This is a genomic window from Prevotella sp. P4-67 (genome assembly GCF_002251325.1).
In the GTDB taxonomy this organism is placed as follows: domain Bacteria; phylum Bacteroidota; class Bacteroidia; order Bacteroidales; family Bacteroidaceae; genus Prevotella.
This window is the reverse complement of sequence record NZ_NPJL01000080.1, coordinates 19,099-39,197: the sequence shown is the minus strand read 5'-3', so window position 1 is coordinate 39,197 and position 20,099 is coordinate 19,099. Positions and strand designations below refer to the sequence as shown.

The window sequence follows — 20,099 nt, the reverse complement described above, 5'->3', positions numbered from 1 at the left end:
AAGGACAAGCACATCCTATATTTGGCTAGATCACTAAAAACACGACAATCATTCTTATCTATATGGGAAAAATTAAAGGATTTCTCTTTGCCGTACGACACAGAGAAATCCTAATGACCGATTTGGGTTAAACGTATATTTTGCCATCTGCGCATCATAAACTTTGCAAAAATCATCAGCAATACAGAAAATTTCTGTAACTTTGTCTTCGGTAATCATAGCGAAATTCTTTAGTTTCATTGTTTTTTATCCACTACAAAGTTACTAAAAATTTCGCTAATTACCATATTTTCAATGAATTATAATTCATCGAACTCACGTTAAGTTATGAAAGAGGGGGTGTGTCAGTTACTTCTGACACACCCCCTCTTGTACATCCTTACGACATCGGCAGAATCCATTTAGCAGTCAAAGACCTGGATGCACTGGGCTGTTTCATGCTGCCCTCCGCTATGGTAGATGTATCAGAGCATTATTGTTTCAATGCCTTACCATCAGAGTTCTTCATTTTGCAGTTATGTACCTAATCGCACCACCTCTATCGAAAGGGCGTTCACTGACAGCATTAGGTAGGTTCTATAAATTAGCTTGCGATGTATTTGCGACTATCGTGCCGTAGGTTTTTGTTTTTCACGAGGGAGCGTAGCGGGCTACGTGACTGAATGAAAGACAAAAAGATACGGTGCGAGAGGCGTGAAGACATCCAAGTAAAACAGAAACACTGCCTTACATTGAAAACTAATTTATAGAACCTACCTTTATTCATATAAGGAGAGTCCGAATCGATTTCTCCTTCAAAGCAGCAACGAGGTTTTGAAAAGATGATACCATCCTCTGCTTGGGTGACAAATGAATATGATTTGACTTTACGTCTCATAGTGACCATTTTGAGGGTGAAAATAGCCATTTTGTGGGGTCAAAATAGTTATTTTGAGGGGTGAAAATGAGGCGTATAGGTCAAAATGGGTGCTAATAATGCAGTTTGGATTTGGTACATATTTTAGGCGTATAGGTCAAGATTTTCGTCTTTTATTGCAAAATTCCCTATTAATCTCTCCTTACAAGCCCTATAACCTTGCTATTTCCCTCTGCCCTGACTACATATACGCCAGGAGAAAGCTCTGCCTCGCATTTGCCAAGGAATGGAGTGGCACGATGGCGGAGTATGCCATCGGTGGTGTAGAAGAGGACATCGGAATCTGTGGAGAGACCAGAGACTGTTACGTGACAACGGTTGATGGATATGGTCCATCTGGCACTGTTTTCATCACGTTCACCGATGTCAGGACGCACACCGCCGATGGTCAATGAGAATCTACCTGTGGTAAGCACCGGGGATGCAGGATTCTCGCCCACAGTAATCTCAGCAGTATAATCATCTTCCATAAGATTCGTTACAATGCCCGTTTGATAGTCTTTTAGCCATACCTCGGTGGTGGCGGGTGAAACGCCTGCACTCCTATCGAGCGAGAAGATGTAACGACCGGTTGAGCCAACCCTCGTAGCCAAGGATATTTCCTTTTCAATAGGAGCAGCACCTACCAACGACATCATCTCGCCGCCAGCGCCACATACGGCAATGTCGGGGATAGCGGGATTCATCGACATAAACTTCGCTCCGTCGCGATTGATGGTATATACCATAGAGGTGTTATCATCAGAGGTGTTATCCACTGGCTGCAGACTGACAACGCCAGCCGCATGTGAAACGCCCACGCTCCGATCGGCATCCTCACCTGTTGCATCTGCGGAAGACAAGGAGATATTGAGGACGTTACGAGTGTTGCCCGTGTTAGTAGAAGCAGAAGAGGTATATAAGAGCTGGGCAAAGTGGAGATGCTCCTCTTTGTTGATGGTTGCCGTCTGTGTGAAGAAGGCTTCTCCGGGCGAGAGTGTATTATCAGCATACCACGATTGCTTCGTCACATAGCTTCCATTGGGGTTCATCGTATATACCACGTGCGGCACATTCATGGCATACGTCCCGTCGTCCATCTTCTTATATACGGGATAATTGCTTATAAGATAAGGCATGCCCTTGAGGTTCCATCCCATATTATATACAGAGGTGAAGGTGAAGTCAGCACCGCCATTGGTTGATGTGCGGTCGTCATATTGAGTGAGGGTGACATAATCCTTGTCGGCAGACTCGCGATAAAGATAGTGAGCGTCAGGATCGTCAGCGGCTTTCGCTCCGTATGCGGTGAAACGAAGAGTTTGCTTTGTAGCTGTAGAGCCACGGTCGATGAGCATACCCTCGTTGGCTGTGCGGGTGTCTGTGGTGAGCAGTTTCCAACATGGAGAGTCGCTCTCTGCAAAGCTGTACTTATAGTTGCTTCGTGCCTCACCGTCATACTCATATCGATAGAATGGGGCAACGGCTTCTTCCGTAACATTGTTATTATTTTTATCGTATGTGGTAGTTGTGACGAAAGGCATTACGCCCTCATCGTTCGTCCCATAGTTCATGTCAAATGGCAGTGAGACGAGGGAGTATTGTGCGATGGTTTGCTGTCCGATGGTTCTCTCGGCTGCCACATATCGGAGGTCGATAGTATTGCCCTGTCCATAGAGCGAGCCGCCCTCCGATGCCAGAACGTAGCCTGGGCGCAGGGGATTGGCGTTGGTAAAGTATGGTGAATTGTCGCTCTTTACATCACAAATCAGATTGCCACCTTTTTGGAGATACACCACTGAGCCTTCATGTGGATAAGTCTGCCCGTTGTAGCTTGTGGCAAGAGTATTGGCATGTATGTCCAATGGCGAGTTGATAGTTCCCGTTGACCATGTCTCAAAGCATCCTTTATCCACATTGGAACCAATGAAACGGGGATTGCCGAGAAGGTCACGGTCTGAGGTATAGTCAACAAATTGCTGAAGAGAAGATGAGATATGGCTCTTGCCGTCACCCGATGTTCCGTTATCACCGCCTTCAATATTGTCTGTACGTTCGTGTAGCTGATACCACAAGTTGCGATTGCTGACATCCGCCTCTGGTATTTCTCCATGATAAGCCGTAGTGGAAGGACGGAAGTAGGGGGCAAACGGCATAGTAGAGTCCGTCTCCTTATACATTATATTATTAATGGCATGTGAGGCGGTGGAGCCTTGAGTCAAGTCACCTCCTACGACAGTGCAGTTGAGCATATAGCCTCCGGAGCTGAGATCGACAAGGGCTGAGGAGGCTGATGGCATCTTGTTGTCACGTATAAGCGTGTTGTAGAGCAGTCCCGACTGGAGATTGACGAGGTGTTGACCGGTGGCAGTAATCTCATTGTTGGCAATGATGGAGTTGCGCAGGGCCACATTGCCTTGCTGTATATCCACCACGGGCGAAGCGGATTTGTTTGCAGCACCGTTATCGGCATTACCAATCAGAAGTCCGTCGAAAAGACAGTAGGTTAAAGGCTCCACCGATTTTACACCATTCACGATGGTATGCTTGGCGTAAGAAGAAGCCATACCGTCGCGGTCGGCATCCATAGCCTTGATATATTCTTCTATCTTGTCGTTATCGTAATACTTGTTTCCATTCTTATCTGTCGTCTCCTCAACTCCCGTATTGATGGCTGACGGCAGACTTCCATAAAGCGTTACGTTGTTGCGCATGGTGATGGGCTTACCGGTAGATGTGTCCGTACCCTCCTTTACGAAGACATACGACTTTTCGCCTTCATGGACGTTAGAATAAACGGCTGCAGCATCTATGGCTTTCTGGAGATTGCCCTTGGTATATGCCTTTTCCCAAGAGAATCCGTTGTAGTCAGGGCCTGACAAGTCAAGCGATGGATTGACATAGAGCACACGGCTAAGAGTGGCGATACATTCATAAGCACCTCTCTCCATACCGGCAGAGCCGTAATAGCGGCTGTTATTGGCAAGGTCGAAGTCCTTCTTAACCAAGTCCACATAATATGGGTCGTTGTCATCGTCGGCATTCGAAATATCCACGTCAGAAGTGTAAGGATACCTTCCCGTGAGGTCCCTCACGAGTTCCACATATTTCTTAGGCGATGCCTTACCGATAATCTTTGCACTCGGATTGACACGGAAGTCGCGCGAAGCCTTAGCCCAACTGTCAGCAGCAGTTAATGCCGGGTCGAAGAAGTTCGGGCCTTGCAGCACGTTGTTGTTGTCGGATGACAACGTCACATTATAATTATTGACATTATCGTCTGAGCTGAGCGACGATATGGCATTATACGACATGCTTCCAGTAGCGGTTAGACCTGTCCATTCACGAGTAGTCTCATACCCGTTATTGCGCCAAAGCACAGAGTTGTGCATCTCCGAATTGCCTGAAAATTCTATCTCACCACCATTGAGGGCAAAAGTGCAGTTAACCACCTTGGTATCTGTGGCGACGAGCGGACTTCCCGCATTGCTATGGAATACGGAATTATAGATGAGAGCGTCACCTCCACCCTCGCCTATAGTTACTGCCGGCACTTCTGAGGTTGCTCCATTGATGCGGAAGTCGCAGCGGTTCATCGTCAGCTTATAGAGAGGATATTCAGATGGTGTGTCGCTGATTGGATATTGAGTATATTTAACACCATTATTGCTGACTATCTCTCCATTCTCCGTAACGTATGATTTACCTACAGGAGAACCATTTTTATCGACCTGATCCTTATAGAACACAGCGGCACCTCCGTCTTTATCTTTAGACTTAATATTACAGAAGGTCAATCCGTCGAAATATACAGGAACGACATAGTCTTTCACATCGTTAGTAACATTTCCCGAAGATTCCCTCTGCCTTACATCACCTATCACGAAGATATGTCCGAGGAGATCCTCATTCACGCCCGAGCGTTCCGAAGCGAAAAGATAAACGGGATAGTCGTGGATGTTCTCCAGTCCCTGCACATCCTTACTGTAGCCACCACGTATAGTAAGGGAGTTCACACCCTCGGGTGTCGAGCCAACGGGCGGCACTATACTACTCGTAGAGATGTCTGTTGTGATAGTGAAACCGAGATTACCATTGATGGTATATACCGGTTGGTATTGTCCTTCAAGCATACGAATCTCCTTGTCGTGTCCGTTGCGTGATGCAAGCAGCGTCTCTATAGCTCGCTGCACGTCGCTCGTCGCCGTCTCCCATGTCTTACCGTCAGCCACCGAGGCACTGGTTCTCTCCTGTTGCGTCACCCACAGCACATCTACATGTCCTTTCTCCACCGACGGGTCGAGCTTCACGTGCTGGTATTCATACACGCCGAGATCAATGTAAGTCTGGTGGTGAGTAGGGTTGGGGTCGGTGGAAATACGCAGCATCGACTTGCCCGTAGCATCGGCGTATGTCATATACTCGTCATTACCGATTGGCACAGCCGTCTCACCCGTGTTGACATTTTTGTCGTCATACGCCGTATGGCGATAGATACCGGCACCCTTTGCCTTTTCTTCTTCATAGACAAACGTCGGTTTTTTACCGCTCAGGTCCTGCTGTAGATATGTCCATCCATTATCCACGAGGTTGTTGATACGACCTATCATCCAGTCGGCAGAGGTATGATATCCTGCCTTTCCTGCCTTTGACGACGGGTTGATGAAGTTCGGTCCGTTGATGGCGTCGTTGTCAGAGGCGATGATGATGTTGCAGGTAACGGGGTTAAGACCTGTATTGGGATCCTTGTCGGGATTATCTACTGTTGACTCTTTGATAGTTGTGTTGTCTGTATAGAGATAGTTATATTTGCCAATCCACAGCGAAGGTATGAAAGTTCCGAAGCCTTTATATGTCTGGAGTCGGTAATCAATATTGTTTCCGGAGTTTACAGGGGCGTTACCCTTACCCTCCTCGTAGGCGCAGAACCACAGCATCTCGGCATTCTTCTTATTATTATCCTGACTAAGGTTGGCTACCCTGTTCAATCCGCTGTCACCCGTCACTTCATTGCCCCAGAATATGGTGTTGACAATCTTATGTGGATTGTTGGTTTTCAATGTTTGTTCGCCATCAGAGTACTTGCCTCCTTTATTTGGCTTATAGCAATAGATAGCGGGATAGGCATAGGCAAGATTGCGCACCACGTCGCAGTTAATCATGTGGAGCGAGGCATACTCTCCGAGCAGCACAGCACCTCCCACACCTGTCTGATAGTTTGTGTCAGCCTCGTTGTTTGCAAACAGCGAGTTTACTATCACGGTGTTGTAGCTGGCATTGATGGCGCCGCCACGTCCGGCGTATGTCACACTATTATTACCTATTTGGTCAGTCTCCACCTTGGCATAGTTCTGCACAAAGTTGCAGGCGAAGACCTTCAGCTCGCTGTCGGTGAAGATGGCACCTCCAAGGCATCCTCCGTTGTTGCGGAAGTTGCAGTTGCGCACCTCAAGAGGTATGCTTCTATATCCTACAGGCCTCTCGATAGCATTGCCGCTGCCATCCGTATATGTTCTTAAGACATTACCTGTAGTCCAGTTGCCTTCGACACAGATGGCACCCCCCTTATAGTATGTTGATTTACTGTTCACGGCTTTCTCGTCATATCCCATTGCCATGCCGTCCTCGATCTCCACACCATCAATGATGACAGGCACACCACGCTCGTATGGAACAGTGCCGTTGCCGGCATTTGCGTCATATTTCTCACTTGTGATGTCGTGATATTTAATCGTAGCATCAGGCAGTCCTCCCACGTGCTTCTCGTCGGCGATACAAGTTATGACGTGATATACGTTTTCGTTGGAATTACCGTTCACCACCTGTCCTGACAGAATGGTCTGCACTGCCATCTCCCACGGTTCAGCAATGTTGTTGTGGTTGATGTCGGAGAGTTCGCGGTTCTCTATGATGTTCTTAATCTTGGGATGGGAGATAACGACAGTTGAATTGCCATAAGTAAAAGTAGTATTATCAGATGGCTCAGCAGTGTTGCCATAATAAGTATTTTTGCTCTGCATAGTCTTGACACCTCCAACGATGGTCACGCCTTCAGGCACGAGATATGTACGTCCACGGCTGTTCACATATTCACCCTTGATATTACGCATGGGGTAATATGTTCCGCCGCTGAGGATAATCTCAAACTTCTGGTTTCTGTTTGTATAATTGCCATTCGCATCTTTTAGCTTGCGTGCCTCCCTCACATATTGCAGCGCATCGTCGAGATAGCGCATGGGATAGGCAAACGACGAACCTTCCTGCTGATAGTATGGACTCGTAGTCTGGTTCTGCATCACCTCTACGGATGTTGTGGCTACGTCTTCCTCGTTCTTCACCACGAAGATTCGGGTCATGAGGTTTCCGGCAGATGGATTGGGCAGCACCAGTTCGTTGATGGCCCTCGCTCCGATGTCAATGAAGTCGTTGCCCGGGAATGTGCGTGTTTTCTTTGCGAGGTCTTCGGTGGTAAGGGCGTATGTAGCGACGAGGCGATTATAGTCCTTGTACTCCATGCCTCCACGTGCCAGCAGACTGTATTTCTTTATCTTATAGAACTCATAACTATTATGCATTCTCTTGACAGCCGTTCCCTTGCTGTCGATATAGTCATGGTTGTACGTTTCTGTGGCGAAGCGCACACCCTTGACCACATCGGTATGCACTGCGATGTTGTTGATACCCGGCTCACGTGTTGTCTCAGTGGCGCAGAAGGATATGGGATAGTCTTTGATGGTAAGGTTGGTGTTCCCCGCATCCGTCGGTGTTGTCATGCCGTTGACGTTCGACTGCTCGCTACCCGTGTTCTGCCAGAACAGCACACTGTTTGCCCTGACATTCGGCGTGCCGTTGGTGGTGAACGAGATACCTCCTCCCGCTCCGCTTGCCGTGTTATAGATGATGTCGGATGTGAAGATGCGGGCAGGGTTGGTTGCGGCGTTGACATTCTCAGAGGATGCCGATGCCGGTTCTTCCACGTATAGTCCTCCTCCGTCACCCTTGGTTACCTCGTTATATTGCACGATACTTCCGCTCACCAATGCGCCCTCTTCGAGATACAGTCCACCTCCGAAATCCGTAGCCTTGTTGTTCTGCACCACGCAGTTGCGTATATGGGCATAGCCCGTGACGATGGCAGCGCCACCCACACGAGTGTCAGTTCTCTTTCCTGTAGATTGCTTCTCGCCGTCGGCATTGCCGCCTTCAATGAATAGTCCGTCGAGCACGGCGCGGGCTGATATGTTTTCAAGAGTATCATTTGGATTGAGTGTTCCCTCTTCGTCAAATGTATTATTGGTGAACGTCACCACATTATACACGTTTACATCCTGGTCATCAGCCTGATATACACCGCTGAGAGTTGTGCGGTTTTTCAGTACATCACGGTTGTCGGTATAGTTGCCCTCAGAGACCTTGGTATAGAATCCGTTTTTGTCAGCACTTTCGTAGTCGTCGCTATATCCTCCCCATACCTCCACTCCATGAGGCACGATGATAGTATAGTCGCGTGTGTTCACCTCCTGTCCCGAATTCGTCTTCTTGTATGAGCGGCGAGGGCGATATACAAAGCCAGAATACTGATAAGTTTTGTTCCCGCCTACAGTTGTTTCCTCCGGCGCATCGCCCGCCAACTTCACAATCACTTGTTTCTTGACTACATCGTCCTTATGCTCATACACATATCTTCCCGCAGCATCCAGCACCTTCTGCAACTTAGTCCAGCAAGCCGCATTAGCGGGATTGGCAGCCGAGCCTGTGCCGCGTCCGTTCTGCGTGACATAGTACACCGCCTTGTCCGTGCTTGTAGTTACATCCGGCGTAATGCTATACGCACCATTAAACTCGTATGCACCGATATCCACGGTGCAGTCTTGGATACGGTCGGCATATTGCGCATCGTATGAAGGAAGCACAATATCGGCAGTACCCTCCATATTCTTACCCAACTGGTCAGTTCCCATATTAATGGCAATAGCCCCTTCCTTCAAACTATAGTCACCATTGTCGGCATCGTTGAAGAGGTCTGAGACTGACATACCCTTGTCATCCATATAAACGAATGAAGAAGCATCAACATTAGTATAGGAATTGTCAAAAGTCCTGTGTGTATTTTTATTCTTAAACAAACAGTTTTTCAGAGTGATATTGCCTTTTTCTGTGGTACAGTCGAATTCTTTGGTATTATTTGTTGTATTATTATAAATTATTGAGTTATACACATCAATACGGCCATTTGAGAACCATTTTCCAGAATACAGTGTATATGGTCCTTCATTAGCCGTAATTGTATTATTATAGAATCGTCCATTCTCAAAGAACACGCCAGTACCTTGCGTTGTTCCGTTACCTGTAATCTTATTATGAATGACAGAAGTGTTGAATACAGTACCAGTTCTTTGATAAAGTCCTCCACCAAAGACATTATTGTCAGAACCGCCTTCACTATTTAATATATTACCATCAATCTCACAGTTTTCAATTATTCCACCATTTTGGAATATGCCACCTCCACGAGTATTTGATTTTGACGACAGAATATTATTTGTTATCACACAGTTAGCCAAACGTCCATTGATACGCAAAGCCACTCCAGCTCCACCGTCACGCTGATGTGTAATCTTGGCTCTTCCGTTGCGGATAACAAAACCATCCCAACTGGTAATGACACAGAATGGATTAATTGGGTCGTTATCAAACTCCAGGTTATTTCCTGGTTCCTTTCCATTTATTTGTACACTTCCCTTAAAGTAAGGATATGGCTGGGTAAGCACACGCTGTGACTTATATGCCTTTGCATAACTATTAAGATCATATACATTGTTTTGGACTCTCGAACCTAATAAATGGTCAATCTTTGTGCTGCCGTTATAGGCCTCAATCTCTAATATGTCAACATGCTTTTGACTGTTGTTATTTGAGTTGACCTTAATATATAAGTATTGACAACTAATAGTCCTACCAAAAACAAGGGTCTGTGATTTATCTGCTGTAATTTTATTTTCCCATATCAGCGTGAAGGCTTTCTCATCTACTTGTTGAGCTATACCATCATCGGAATAAGATGGTGCATATCCTATTGTATAGTTGTTGGGATAATAATTGCGGTTTGTGATTTTCAGAGATGTTATTTCATATGTCTGTCCCATATCTATAATTATCCACTGAGGCAGACCACCATTTTTAATTCCATGACCTGCATTATCGTCCTGCCAGCGCGAATGCCAGAATGTATCATTATTTCCATCAATACATGCAGGTGCATTACCCTGTTTATCATCGGAAGAAAAGTCAACTACTTTCCACAAATTAGTGACATCTCCTGAGGAATAAGCAGCCAATACATTATGCTTATAGTCATCTACCTGAGGCCCCCATGCTCCTGTACCAATAACACCTGTCTCAGTCACCTCGTCATCTCTCAATGTCTCAAGGATAGATGTCTTGGGCATACGCTCTTTCATACCAGGGGATTGAGGGTCGCCTCCCTTGCCAGGGAAACCACCATATACATCCACTGCATCACGCATGAAGAAGCCTTCGCGACGGATGTATTCACCCTCACCTATCCAGACTTGAACTCGCTTGCTCTTGTCAACAGTTGAGACTTCTATAGTTGTACGGTCAGGATTGACTGTGCTTTGACTTCCTGGATTGAAATGAGTTACACCTGATTTTGTCGTATATTTAATAGTATTATCATCATTCCTATCCAACGAGCGGGCAAAAGCCTCATCCACAGCCCATTGGAGTCCTGTAAGTTGATAGCCGTCTTCATACAGTTCCGCATCCACGCCGCCAAAGCCGTGGTTGTTCTTATATTTGTCTGACTCGAGGTTTCCATTGATGGCATTCTGCCATGATGAACCGTCACCATCCCTTGTGTTGTCTATTGTTCCGTCGGGATTACGGTAGTCGCGCACATAAATAACCTTGCCGTATGGTGGCTGGTAGCCTCCCTCAACATCCTCATTGGAAGTGTCGCCTTCTGCCACTTCATTGTGGTTCTCCACTGCACCAATGTCGGCTGCACCGCCATAGTTGCGGTAGATATTTGTTGTTATGTCCTTGCCAAAGCCGGGGTCAGTGGCTGAGGAACCTGTCTCGTTGGCAGCATTCACCATCGGATTCATGTTCATCGGCATCCAGTTGGGGTCGCCACCGTACATCGTCACATCACCATCCTTGTTTACCCCAATGTTGCTCGTGGGGTTGATGAACTTGGGATAGGTGTCGGTAAATGAGGAGTGATAGGAGAACTTGGAGGTGGCGACATCGCTAAAAGAAGTTACTCCCAGGTCCATCATATTGTTGGCATTGGTTGCTCCTTCTGCCAATGTTATTCTTCCGTTTGATGTCGTATAGAAAGTGACAACCTTGGAATCGGGAGTAGAGGCATCAGCCTTCAAATCCGTTATCTTGGGATTGTTGCCTGAGGTGTATGAGCCATAGCCGATATTGGCATGAAGGGCGGTGTTCTTCACCTTGATATTGGCATTATCAGTTGCCATAACGCCATATCCCACGTTGCCACGGATGAGACAGTGGTTGAGGGTGAGCGTGGCGTTGTTGCCCGTAGCCTCAACGGTGGCTGCCTGCTGACGGGTCACGGCATTGTTGTGGAAGATACAGTTCTCCACATCCACCTGCATCACGGCTCCTGGAGTGTTGCGCAGGAAAAGGGCGGAGCCTTGCGAGGCGGTGCAGTTGGCTACCACGCAGTTGCGTATCTTGATGTTCTCCATCAGTTTGTCGGCATAACTGTTGATAATGGCGATGCCCGCTCCTCCCTCCAAAGCGAGGGTGGGCAGCACACTGCTCGTCTGGGCATTGGCAAAGTAGAGCTGGAAGCCATCCACAATAACGTCGGTCGCTCCATGGCGCACGGTGATGATATGACAACCATTTTCGGCATAGTCGCCACCTGTGATGTTGGCGGTTATGCGGGTTGGGTAAGCCTTGGGATTGCGCTTGGATATGTTGGTGCCGGTGAGCGATGAGGCAAAACCGCCATATAGCCGCACATGGCTCGGCAGGTCGATATACGACGAGCGGATATAGGGAATATAATTGTTTCCAGCCGTGGTGGTTGTGCCCTCCTTGACAAGTAGCTGCACAGGATTGGTAGCTGTGGGATTGAGCTTCTTGACAACATAATCCAAGGCATCGTTGATATTACTGAAAGCATTCTCCCACGAATTGCCCAATGTCTCATCTGAAACTAATGACACCTCAGCATCAGTGGTGGGGTCGATAAATATTGTTTTTATCGGAGTGGTATTGTCTTCCATACTTGCCACTAACTCATATTCACCATTAAAGCTATTAGCCACAAAGGCGCCAAGCACGCAACGGGGGGCAAACTGACTGCCTAAGATGTCCTCAGTGATATGTGCATCAATGATGTCCTTGCCTTCCGTCTCGTAGTCAGAGCCATTGGGATAGTTGGCGCTCGTTGGATAGTCGTTGAGCTGCATCCCCTTATGGCGCAGGTATGACGAGGCGCGGGGATTCCATCGTCTTGAGACAGTGGAACTACCCAGCACTCCCGTTGCATCGGGGACATTGGTGAAGTCAGGATAATATCCCGGAATAGACTCATTGCTGTTTTCCTCATTCAAGGAATACACTCCGTTGGTGCGCTTCACCGTTCCGCTCCAATCGACGTAGTTGTATTTGGAGAGAGCCACGAAGTCGAGCTTCACCTTCGGGGTGGAGGCATTCTCACGGTATGTGGCATACTGCACATTGTTGTTGGCAGCTACCTCATTGCCCCATATCACGGAATTGGTAACCATACCGCCGCCATCCACATACAGTCCGCCGCTGCGTCCGTAGCGACGGCTATTATACACCACTCCCGCTCCCACACATTTGTTGCATGTGATGGTGAGGTGGTTGAGCAGACCGCCATTCTTCATAAACACTCCACCCGCCTCGGCCGATGATGTGTTGTTGTTCACCACGCATCCCGTTGCGTATGAAGCATATCGCGCCTTGTCGTCCTTAGGCTGCGAGGAGAAGGCTATGGAGAGTCCGCCACCACATCTCGCGGCATTGTTCTCGATGAGACAATGGCGCACGATGCCGCCATCATCGCAAGCTACACCGCCACCATATCCGTCGGTAACACCCACTCCGCCCGACTGGTTCTGGGTGACATAGCATTGCTCCATCAGTCCGCCGCCGTCCATATACACACCGCCTCCACGCAGCGACGATGAGTTCTGGCGGATGATACAGTTGCGTAGCACGGTATTGCCCACCATATACACTCCGCCGCCATAACTGTTGTGATAAGCATGAGAGCCGTCAGTTTGCTCGGGCACGGTGCGGTTGGAGGCATTGCCGTCGCGTATGGTAAAGCCGTCGAGACCGGCGGTATCGGCAAGAGCCACGCCGCGGTTTTTGGTGTCGAGACCGGAGGAATGGGTTGAGGTGTTGGTGGCAAACCATACCACATGGTATGAGTTGCCCGTAAACGACTCGTCGTATTCGTTCTTTTTCGAGTCCCACTTCATCGGGTCTTCCGTAGAGCTACTGTGATTACCACTGAGCGTGGTGGTGTTCTTCATTAGCCACTTCAATCCTTTGGCTTCAGAGATTGGCATTTCCGAACCTTTAGCATCAAGGACGATACGTTCTTCGGGAGTGTCTTCGGGATTTGCGGCATCAAATCCTCCATACACCGTTATGCCCTCATAGATAAGAAAAGAAGTGTATAGCACACCGTCGCCACCGGGGGTAGAAGTGGTGGGGCTGTATGTTCCTTTCGCCACATACACCCGTCCCTCCGTGATGCCGTTTCGGGTCATATAGTCGTGAAGCGACTCTATGGCATCCTGCAGGTTGTTCTTAGCCTGCGCCCACGAAGTGCCGTCGTTGGCATAAGATCCATTCGTCTTCACATATCTCACAGGTCCGCTGAAGCTACCCGTCTGCGCAAAAGCTGTGGTGCAGAGGGTCAGCAAGGCTATTATCGTAGTATATAATCTTCTTTTACTCAGCATGTTATTATCTATGTTATTTACTTATTTGGATCGGTAAACTTCACTATGTTTTCCACGTCTTTCACAGTGTTGACATGGATTGTCGCCCTTATCCATGGGGTGAAAATCGGATAGCCGTCGCTGCCTTTAGGAGCACCGTTGAGGTCTGACTTCTTTATCTTTATCCGGGCATGATGACCCGTGGTGGCATGGTCTTCTTCAGTGAGAAGGGAAGAATATGATCCATCCTTTTTTTTCTCTGAGGTGGTGTAATTGTTCACCAGTATCTTCAACGTAATGTCGTAATAATAATCTCCAGGACTTGGGGTAACAAGTTCCGGCATCACATAGATGACCTTGCGACCGTAGTACATGCCCGACTTTTCTGCTTCCGGGAGCACTTGGTAGTATTCCTTTCTTGTTTTGGCGTTTCCTTTAGAATCTGTATATGGCTGATCTTTTCCCGTATACTTCTCTTCTCCGAGAAAAGCCGCGTCGAATGTGCTTTTGTATTTTATCACATTCATCGGCTTGAATATTGGCAGTTCTTCCTTAGGCAGTAGTCGCGCCTCGATGAAGGAGAAGAACACCTTGTTGTAGTCTTCGGATGTGTTATCCGTCGTGCTGCGCATTGTATCCTTAGAACCATTTGATTCCTTTTTCTCCTGCTTCCATGCCTTGGTTCCTTGAAACTTCTCGTCGATAGTCCATTGCAGGTCAACCTTTGTTGCCACATGATACAGCACCATGTCGATATGCGGCACATTAGAGGCATAGTCTTTTATGGTGCCGTAATAATTACCATCGTTTTCGAGGTTATATGGCGAGGAGTAGAGGTTCTGCATATTGTTACGCAATTCAGACTGGTTGGTGAACGTAACTCCATCCTCTACTTCTTTAGAAGAACTCCAAGACGAGACATCTGTCACGAGTTTGTATTTCGGGTTTGCTGAGCCACTGTCATCCAAGTCCAGATTGCTTGCCACCACATACACCCTGCCTTCCTTGCGGTTGAGCGGGAGATTGATGGAGAGATGACCTTGATAGACATAGAGGCCATCCTTAGCCGAGAAATGACCATTGGTGTTATCTCCGGAAGTGGAGAGCTTCCAGTCCTCGGACTTCACCTCTTGCTTCTTGAATATGACTTGGGTGGAATTAGAGGAAGAGGTTGAGACGAGGTATATATAGAGATATTTGGGGAGAGCAAAGGTCTCCGCTTCACCGGGGTCTCCAAGGGCGCGGGTGACGGCTAACGTCGAAGCAGGCTCCTCATTGCCTATGCCCACATCAGTGGGATTGACGAATCCTTCGGCGGGGATAGAGATGGAGATAGGCATCTCCACGGTCTCCAGACCGCGGGAGGCAAGACTGTCGTCATCCGAACAAGAGGTGACGAAGGCAGCAGCCAGTATCATCATTATAGTCAATAATATATTTTTCAAATCAATTTTCATTGTTATTTTATTTTGGAGGAGTTATTTAATAACTTAAGTTTCGCATATGCTCAACTTTTTGGAAGTTAAGGAGTTAAGGAGTTATCGCTCCCGTTGGTCGCTGGGAGTTAAGCCATTAGTATTGAGCATTGGATATAAGCGCAACAACATTTGGCTTAACTCCTTAACTCCTTAACTCCTTAACTACCAACTATTATCCTTTCTTGCGAAAGTTGAGTTAATAACTATATCTCCGGCTCATAAGTCCCCCCTTGCTTCCAGTCCAGCGTCACGCTTACTCCCACGTCGTGACTCTCGGGAGTGAGCGAGCCGTCGTGCTTCATCTTCATCTTTATTATCTTGAGATAACCGGCGAGGAGGGGTTGCTCCACAGAAATGATGTTCTCAGTGACAGAGCCGTCGGGGAGGGTGATGTATGCCTTTATGCGGAAGAGGGACTCTGCCTGGGAGTCTGCCCTTGCCGGGGCTTGACTGACGGCGGAAGCGGTGGCTACGGTGTTGTTCCTTGATGGGAAGCTCACGGCATAATGGCAGGTGCGGTGCTGACCGGGGAGAGGTATCTCAGTTGAGCGCACCACGGGATTGGCTGTGAAGGCGTAGGTGCTGTCAGCCACTGCGAAGGAGGTGGCGAAGTCCTGGGTGAACACCTTCATGCCGCGTATATCCACACCCGTGGTATCCACCACAAGAGCGGCGCAGCTGTTAGCCATATACAGGTCAACGTAATATGTCTCGGTGCAGCCGCACACCTCTATCACTTGTCTTGCGGTGAAGAGACCGGTGGTGTGGCTGTTGAGGGTGTCGGTGAGGTTGTCATACTGCAACTTCATGTCACCGGGATGGGTGTCATCGAGGGGGCGGATATTTTCAGCGTCGGCTATATTTGCCACAACGAGATTACGGTAGTCACGTTCTGGCAGATACACCACGTATTCAGCTTGCGACGCATCCATCGTATGCTTTTCCGTTTTATACAGTTTGTCGTCGGTGTCATAGAATGAGAGAGAGATGTCGTGTGCCCAGTCAGTGAATATACCGCTGAGTGAGGAGCTGAGTGCTTGTGCCACGGGGCGTTCCTCCTCCGTGCCGAGCTGTGTTTCGAGTTCGGTTTGGATGTTTGTTCTGAGTTTCAGGCGATATACGATTTTGTTGTCCAATCCGCAGTCGGAGTTGTCCTCGTCGATGATAGAGCACGACGAGAGCATCACCGCCGCAGCGGGCAGCATCAGCAGACAATACTTGCTTCTCATTACCTTATTATATATATGATATTGTTGTTGTTAATACCGATATAATGGCATCACGACAATAGATGTCGTGACGCCATCAGAATTTACTAAAGTGTCGGAAGTGTCTTGGGTAACTTAACTTCTCTCCTAAGTTAGGAGAGGTGTCCCCTAAAGGGGCGGAGAGGTCTGTGGTTTCCTAACTTCCGATACTTGAAATCTTTAGTTAATAGTTCCACCAAGAGGAACATCAAATGTCAAACCGCTCTGCCACTGCAGGTCAACAGAAAGACCAAGCTTAAGTTTGATTGAACGCAAATCTGGAATTGTGACGTAAGCATTCTTCAATGTTCTTACAGTAAATTTCACCTTAGTCTTGAAATCCTGAACAAATGTACGGCCTATTCCAAACTGTGGGAAACGATTTGGATTAGTGTTTGGCCAAGAAATAGCAGTTACTCCTGATGATGCCTTTGGATCTAATTCCGCCAAGAGATAGAATCTCTGACCAGCAGCTACAACTCCATCTATACCTTTGAAATCTGCACCAGAATTATTCTCTAACTCCAACGCTATTCTAATAGTATTTTGATTTGCTATTGGACCAGTTGTATAACTATCAAACAATAGTGTATAGAATGGAGAACTTTCTGTAGTTGTAAGATTGATATTATTTATATCCGAGTCATAAACAACTTTATCTGAAGCAGACGTATTAGGCAAATATTCCCAGTTAACATCAGATTTCTGACCACCAATCAAAATTCCTTTCACAGGGAATGCATTAGCTGTTACAGAAACCATATTATTATCAGAATTATCATTTAACAAATTCGATGCAGCTATGACGGTTGCTTCCAACTGAGCGACTCCATACTGAATATTATTCTGAAGTGCTATAGAACGTGTGGTAACAAGAACTTCTTGACCCCAACCTTGTGTTGTCCAATCATAACTTTCCCAACTACTATATTGAGTAGGCCATGTTGACACCTCTTCATTCTTAGCTGCCAATGGTGTATTTGCACGATATGCTATACAAGCAGGATAAGTAAGATTATAGAAATTGATAAATGGTGAGCTTCCTGTAGTAGTACCCATACTTGGATTAGCTGTAGCTTCGAATTTGTTTTCTGTATTATTCCATGTCATCAACATAGCACCATCAGGAATATTCAGATCTCTTGGGAAGGTTTTAATAGTTTTTTCCACGCCTGTTGATTTCCAATCTACTTTACCCTTTGATCCTGCTGTTTCTGAAATGTCGAAATACTTTGCCTTTACTGCTGTACATATAGCATCAGCAACCTTACTAACAGTAGTTTCCGTGCCTCCATTAGGAGTTTGCTTCGGATAAGCCAATGTCACAATATCTTGAACAATCTGCTTCAATGCAATAGCAGATACACCACGAACTCCACCATTTGAAGGATTGGTAATCAAGTTAGTGCGTGCCTGATATAAAGTTGCATCATCGTTTGATGTTAATTCTGCCCATCCTGTAGCATTTGCAATTGTTGTAAGATATGCTGCAAAATCACCACTTACTGTTGTCAAAGTATTATTGGCTCCATCAGTAGTTGCAATATCCACCAAAGAGAACTTTATCTTATTGGTGGTATTACCAGAAGTAGAAGATATGTCAGTAACTGTTAATGCTCCGTTTTTAACTTTATCTGTCATTGGTCCAGTGCCATAGAACAAGAAGTTCTTTGTTCCGACAGGAATACTAACATCATTATAAATCTTATAATTTTTGTTATCTGTAGAATTATCTATTTCGGAATTACTTATAGCAGCTAACTTCAGTACATCAGACGGGAAAGTATATTCCTTTGAAGTTTCAGGGGTTGATCCTGTTTGTGCTCCATCTACATATTTACTCTCTGTAGGAATTTCCACAAACGGTATCAAGTAGATATTGCCCATTCCTAAGAAATTCGAACTATTCTGAGTATTTTCAGCAGTCATCCTTGTCTTAGAGGATTCATTTGCGATATTAATCGCAAACTGGGTCTTCACGCTCTTGCCGTCATACGTGGGGTTGACGGGAGCATCTGTTACGTCGTCGGAGGACGAGCAGGCTACGAAACCTGCGGTTGACAACAGTGCTATCGCACCGTTGAGAACGTAATGATTAATTTTCTTCATAACTTTTTGTATAATTAAATATTGTATATAATTGATTATTCAAGTTGTTCTGCATTGCGGCGGGCATCCTCGTTACCTGAGGCTGCGGCACGGCGGAAGCGGCAGAGAGCCTCTTGCTTGTCGCCCGTCATGTAGAGGGCTACACCGAGGGCGTTCTGGGCGCGCTCGTCTGACTCTACGGTGCGAAGCATCGTCAGTGCCTCCGTGTATCGCTCCTCACGCAATAGCTCTGAGGCACGGTTGATTACCGCAGCGGCTGAATCGGGCACATAGTCGTAATATACGCGGATGTATCCTGAATTACGCTGGTCGCTCAGCACGTTGTCCTTCAAGTATTTATATGTCTTTCCCCTGTTCAGCCGCTTCATCTTGCGCTCACGCTCGTCGGGGTTCTTCTCGGTGTCGATGATATTGAGTAGCTGGTCGCGTCCCTCTATATTGCTGTCGGCAATCTGGTCGCGCAGCTCTGTCCATGCCTCACCGCCGTTGCATAGCTCAAACATGGCATTGCCTGTCTTTACCCTCTGCTTGATATAGTCGCGCAGGGCGGCAGCACGGTTCTGACCCAAGAGGTTGTTGCGCTTCACGCTTCCCTCGGGCGAGGCAAGACCGATAATCTGTATGAGCTTTACGCTCGACGTGGAGTCAGCCATAATCTGGCGAGTGATGCTCACGATGGTGTCGAGAGTGGCGGCATTGTCGCGGAAATCGTGCAGCAGTGTCCACTTGTCCAAGGGGAAGAAGACATACAAGGCTCCCTCCTCCTTGCGCAGTATGCGGCTGCTGTCGTAAGGACGATACTGGGATATATGCTGAAGCACGGGATTGTTGCGCTGTAGCTCGCCCGCCTTGCCGGTGTTGTCCTCAACCGGGGAGAACACGGGATGGAAGGGACGCTCGCAGAGGAAACTGTCGCAGCAAAGGACTACGGCAGGACTTACCTCGCAGCAACCCTCCCCCTCTACTGACGTGCAGAGCTGAAGTGTGGAGCCTACTACCCAGGGATAGCGGTCGGTGGGCAGATAGGCGGTGCGAGTGATGACTGAGTCGATACCCGAAGGCACATACGAGGGTACAGTGGCATTGCGGTCGCCAAGCACCACGCGGCGGCGCAGCTTCTTGGCATTGAGCTTGCCGCGCACAGTGACTGACTCCTCAAAGATGGTGTCGGTGCCACAGGTGAAGAGCGGAGTCACCTGATAGGAATAGTCGGATGCCGGCTGAGGCAGGGTGAAGGAATAGCGGACACGGTAGCCATTGCCCTCGCGCTCCACACCGTCAACACGCAGTGACATCTGCGGTGACGTCTGCGATATGGCATCTATACATGCCATAACCGTGAGAGTGATAATCAGAAAAAATCTTTTCATAAATATATCCTTTC

6 protein-coding genes are annotated in these 20,099 nt (G+C 47.5%); all 6 read right to left on the bottom strand.

The features are described from left to right. Positions 1–72: 72 nt before the first annotated feature. Positions 73–240, bottom strand: a complete 168-nt coding sequence (locus CIK92_RS13935; RefSeq protein ID WP_173823854.1) for a hypothetical protein — start codon at positions 238–240, stop codon at positions 73–75. Between the two features lie 807 nt (positions 241–1,047). Next, positions 1,048–13,902, bottom strand: a complete 12,855-nt coding sequence (locus tag CIK92_RS12990; RefSeq protein ID WP_094389350.1) for a discoidin domain-containing protein — start codon at positions 13,900–13,902, stop codon at positions 1,048–1,050. A 17-nt stretch (positions 13,903–13,919) separates the two neighbouring features. Then, positions 13,920–15,302: a hypothetical protein gene (locus CIK92_RS12985; RefSeq protein ID WP_094387079.1), complete on the bottom strand. Its 1,383-nt coding sequence runs from the start codon at positions 15,300–15,302 to the stop codon at positions 13,920–13,922. 260 nt (positions 15,303–15,562) lie between these two features. Beyond that, on the bottom strand, positions 15,563–16,588 hold the full coding sequence (locus CIK92_RS12980) for a FimB/Mfa2 family fimbrial subunit (protein WP_094423065.1): 1,026 nt from the start codon (positions 16,586–16,588) through the stop codon (positions 15,563–15,565). 198 nt (positions 16,589–16,786) lie between these two features. Next, complete coding sequence (locus CIK92_RS12975) at positions 16,787–18,715, bottom strand: hypothetical protein (protein WP_094389349.1); 1,929 nt, start codon at positions 18,713–18,715, stop codon at positions 16,787–16,789. A gap of 35 nt (positions 18,716–18,750) precedes the next feature. After that, positions 18,751–20,085, bottom strand: coding sequence for a hypothetical protein (locus tag CIK92_RS12970; RefSeq protein WP_144008180.1), 1,335 nt, complete (start codon positions 20,083–20,085; stop codon positions 18,751–18,753). Positions 20,086–20,099: the final 14 nt, after the last annotated feature.